Annotated in this window: 3 protein-coding genes and 3 pseudogenes; 2 read left to right on the top strand and 4 right to left on the bottom strand. The window is 69.0% G+C overall.

All coding sequences use genetic code 11. The annotated features are described in order from the left end of the window. Positions 1-376 (bottom strand): annotated as a pseudogene (locus I5I_RS03445) (alpha-ketoacid dehydrogenase subunit beta); the annotation flags it as partial. Next, complete coding sequence (locus I5I_RS03450) at positions 373-1,494, bottom strand: thiamine pyrophosphate-dependent dehydrogenase E1 component subunit alpha (protein WP_083867917.1); 1,122 nt, start codon at positions 1,492-1,494, stop codon at positions 373-375. The gene I5I_RS03450 and the pseudogene I5I_RS03445, both read right to left, overlap by 4 nt. A gap of 177 nt (positions 1,495-1,671) precedes the next feature. Here I5I_RS03450 and I5I_RS03455 point away from each other — a divergent pair. After that, a pseudogene (locus tag I5I_RS03455) lies at positions 1,672-2,148 on the top strand (Lrp/AsnC family transcriptional regulator). On the opposite strand, the gene I5I_RS03460 reads toward I5I_RS03455, so the two are convergent. Continuing rightward, entirely contained in the window at positions 2,078-3,085 is a 1,008-nt protein-coding gene (locus tag I5I_RS03460) for a DMT family transporter (RefSeq protein ID WP_016465306.1), read from the bottom strand. The pseudogene I5I_RS03455 and the gene I5I_RS03460 overlap by 71 nt on opposite strands. Before the next feature lie 130 nt (positions 3,086-3,215). On the opposite strand from I5I_RS03460, the gene I5I_RS03465 reads away from it, so the two are divergent. Further along, positions 3,216-3,776 (top strand): CGNR zinc finger domain-containing protein, encoded by a 561-nt coding sequence (locus tag I5I_RS03465; RefSeq protein ID WP_036316512.1) that lies wholly within the window; start codon positions 3,216-3,218, stop codon positions 3,774-3,776. Here the strand turns inward: I5I_RS03465 and I5I_RS03470 are convergent. After that, positions 3,736-4,338, bottom strand: a pseudogene (locus I5I_RS03470) (alpha/beta fold hydrolase); the annotation flags it as partial. The gene I5I_RS03465 and the pseudogene I5I_RS03470 overlap by 41 nt on opposite strands.

Raw genomic sequence — 4,338 nt, forward strand, 5'->3', positions numbered from 1 at the left:
ACGGCGCCGACGCCTCCCGCCCAGGGGATGCGGATTGTCAGCGGCATGCGAACGCGCCCGCGCGTGCGGTAGTGCAGCTTGCCACCTGACAGACGATCTGGTCGAAGGCCGGGTACACGAACCCGTCGAACTGGATCTCCACGACGGGGCGAAACCNGCGCATCGCGAGTCCGACCGCCGTGCCGACGATGCCGGACTCTGCGAGCGGGGTGTCGATGACGCGCGTGGGGCCGAACTCATCGAGGAGGCCGTCGGTGATGCGGAACACGCCGCCGAGGCGGCCGATGTCCTCGCCCATCACGATCACACGCTCATCGGCTGCCATGGCCCGGTGCAGGCCCGCCGTCAGCGCCGCGCCCATCGTCAGCGCCGTCATCGCGCACTCCCCGCCTCGGCGGCGAACGAGTCCAGATACGCCGCAAAACGCGCGCGCTGATGCTCGAGGCCGGTGTGCGGTTCGCAGTACACGTCATCGAAAACCTCGATCGCCGGCCGGGTGCGCGCCGTGAGCACCGCCTCACGCATCTGCGCGGCGAGCCCGTCGGCCTCCCTCCCGATCGCGGCGATCGTCTCATCGTCGAGGTCACCGGCGGCGCGCAGGAACGCCTCCACGCGCGTCAGCGGGTCGCGCGCCCGCCACGCCTCGAGTTCTTCGCGATCCCGGTAGCGCGTGGGGTCGTCCGAGGTGGTGTGGGGACCCATGCGATACGTCACGGCCTCGAGGAACACGGGACCTCCACCGCGACGGGCGTGCTCCAGCGCCCAGCGCATCGCCGCGGTGCACGCCAGCACATCGTTGCCATCCACCCGCATGCTGGGGATGCCGAAGCCGGGGGCGCGACCCGCGATCGGGAAGCGCGACTGCACCGCGACCGGCTCGGAGATCGCCCACTGGTTGTTCGAGCAGACGAAGACGACGGGGGCCGTGAACGACGACGCGAACACCATCGCCTCGTTGACATCGCCCTGGCTTGACGCTCCGTCGCCGAAGTAGGTCACCGCCACCTGATCGCCACGATCGCGCTGGATACCCATCGCGTATCCGACGGCATGGAGGGTCTGGGCGCCGATGATGATCTGCGGCGATGCCAGGCGGAGCTCGAAGGGGTCGTATGTGGAGTGCACCTCGCCGCGCCAGGCGAGAACGAGGTCGGCGGGCACTCCGCCGCGAAGGATCGCGATGCTCAGCTCGCGGTAGCTCGGAAAGAGGAAGTCGTCGGCGCGGCAGGCGCGCGCCGTCCCGACGGCGATCGCCTCCTGTCCCTGAGCAGGCGCCCACAGTCCGAGGTGACCCTGGCGCTGGAGCGCCACACCCTCGGCATCCATCCGGCGCGCGATCGCCATATCGCGGTACAGACCGCGCAGCGCGGCGCCGTCCAGGTCCTCGACCCAGGGGTCCAGCCGCGCGTCCGCGATGCGGCACCCGTCGGGGGTCAGCAGTCGCGCCGTGTCGTCGAGCGCGGTCATCGCTTCGTCTGTCGTCAGGGTGTACATCGTCGTCATCCCTCTCTGGCTCAGCCGCTGTCTTGTGGACCGCGGCGGCCGCCCGGGCCGGCCTCGTCGCCGGTTGCGTGGAAGATTACGTCGAACTGGCACCTAGCTCAAGCATCTCTGCTCGCGCTGAGCATGTTGCCCATGCGGCACCGGCTGCTGCTGGTACAGTTGGGCAGTATGGGACCTCTTGAACGCGTCGACCTCGACTTGTTGAACGCGCTCGCCGACAATCACGCGGCACGGTCGTGGCGCTCGCCGAACGGCTCGGGTTGTCCGGCAACACGTTCCAGGCGCGGCTGGCCCCCCTGGAGCCCGGCGGCTTCTTCAGTCGTTGGAGCGGCCATCCCCCCGCTCGCACTGGGCCTGCCGATCGAAGCGATGGTGAGCGTCACCGTGCGCCAGGCGGAGCTACCTCGCATCACGCAGGCGATCGCGACGCTCCCCGAGGTGGTGCAGGCATACGGCATGAGCGGGCAGGTCGACCTGCTGGTGCGCGTCGCTGCGCGCGACACCCAGCACCTGTTCGACGTCGACGCCCGAATCCTGGCGATCGACGGCGTCGAACGCACCGAAACGTCGTTGGTCATGGGCGAAGTGATCGGATATCGGATCCGCCCACTCCTGGAGTCGGCACGGGAGGACGCGATCCGCTGACCTCGCCGGGCGAGAACTCGGGCGTCGGCGGCAGCACGGCATCCGCCGCAAGCGGGGCGAGAGGTGCGGCGCCGGCATCCATTCGCACGAGCACGACCCCCGCCAACAGCACCGCACCGCCGATGATCTGGACCGGCGATGGGGCCTCGCCGAGGAGGAGCCAGGCGAAGCCGAGCGCGAAGAGCACTTCGCTGAGGCCGATGAACGACGCCAATCGAGCGCCTACGCGAGGCACGGCCATGACCCCGAAGGCATAGCCGAGGGTCGTCCCGACGGCTCCGACCCACCCGAGGGCGAGGATGCCGGGAACATCGATCCCTCGGAACGTGAGCGTGACGGCCGGCGCGGACAGGGGCATCGCACCGACGACCGCCAGAAGGAGCATGAGACCGGCCCCGACCATCAGCCCGCCGGCGGCCAGCGCGAGCGGAGGCAGGTCATCGCCGGTGCGCTCGCTCATCACGAAATAGACACAGACGCAGAGTGCCGCGCCCAGCGCCAGCAGCGTGCCCAGCAGGTCGAATCGGGCGCCGGTGACGTCGACGACGAGCACGAGTCCCACGATCGCGACGACGGATCCGATGATCACGAGTCGCGACGGGGCGCGTCGCGTACGGATCCAGACGAAACCGACGAGCATCACCGGCGCGAGGTACTGGATGAGAAGCGCGACGGCGACGGGCATGCGCTGCATCGCGGAGAAGAACAGCAGCTGACACCCCAGCACCGGGATGAGCCCGAACGCGACGAGCGAGAGCGCGTGCCGGCGGAGGAATCCGCGCTCACGCCGCGCCGCACGCACGAGAGCGGGCGACAGGATCAGCGCGGCGAGTCCCATGCGCACGACCAGCGCTGCCGAGAGCGACCACCCGGCCTCGAGCAGCGGCTTGACCAGCGGTCCGCTCGAAGAGAAGGCGAGGGCCGAGACGACGGCCATGACGATCCCCGTCGTGCGGGCGGATGAAGCGGTGCGAGACACCGGCGGTCCTCGGGTTCGAGTGCGGGCTGTCATGACTGAACAGCGAATACACTGGTGACACTAACGCCCGGCGAGGTCAGGAGTCAACGTGGTCTTCATCCATGACACCGAAATGTCTCTGCGTGCCGCCGCAGCCCTGGTCAACACCCTGCCGGACACCGACACATCCGGCGTCGACCGCCTCCAGACGCAGGCGGATCTGGCAGCCTACCTTGCCGAGTTCTCCTACACCGGAGCCTTCCGCCGAGATGCCGCCGAGCTCACCGCCGTCCGCGCGAACCGCTCGCGCCTTCGGGCGCTGTGGGACGTCGATCGCGACCGCGCCGTGCCGCTCGTCAACGCGATGCTGCGCGATGGTCGCGCACTGCCCCAACTCGTCATCCACGATCAGTTCGATTGGCACATCCATGCCACGGCGCCCGACGCCCCCCTGGCGATGCGGATGCTCGTGGAATCGGCGATGGCGTTCGTCGACGTCATCCGCTCCGATGCGTGGGATCGCGTCCGCGTCTGCGCGGCGGACGACTGCGAGTCGGTCTATGTCGACTTCTCGAAGAACGGTTCGAAGCGCTACTGCGACACCGGAAACTGCGGCAACCGCATGAACGTCAACGCGTACCGTCGCCGGAAGGCGCGAGAAACAGCCTGACCGCCTCTGCGGCCACCTGCGGAGTCTCGTAGTGGATGAGGTGGCCGACCGCGGGGATCTCGACCAGCTCGGCGTCGGGGAACATCCCTTGCAGCCGCCGCTCGGCCTCGATCGGCGTGATGTCGTCCTTTTCCGCGGCGATCAGCAGCGTCGGCTGCGCGATCGCCGGTGCGAAGCGGCGGACGTCGTTCGAGACGGAGGTGACGAAACCCTCGTACAGCACGTCACGATCGTGGAAGAGGGAGAAGTAGGTGTCGTGCTGGTCGTGGATGAAGCGGCGCAGCAGCGGGTCACGGGTCTTGGCCATCGAGACGCTCATCACGCGGACGATCATGCGGTTTCGCAGGAGCGCGTCACCGATCCGCTTCGGCAGCTTCGCGCCGAGGCGGTAGTAGAGCACCGCCAGTCGCGTGAGGACGCCGCGCGGCCCCTCCAGTGCCGGGGCACGATCGGTTGACGAGGATCACGCGCGGGGTCTGCAGTCTTGCGGCGACCGCCGCGGCGACGACGATCGACCCGAAGGAGTGCCCCAGCACGACGGCTCCCGGGGCCACGGCATCCA

Source organism: Microbacterium sp. B24, assembly GCF_000333415.1.
In the GTDB taxonomy this organism is placed as follows: Bacteria; Actinomycetota; Actinomycetes; order Actinomycetales; family Microbacteriaceae; genus Microbacterium.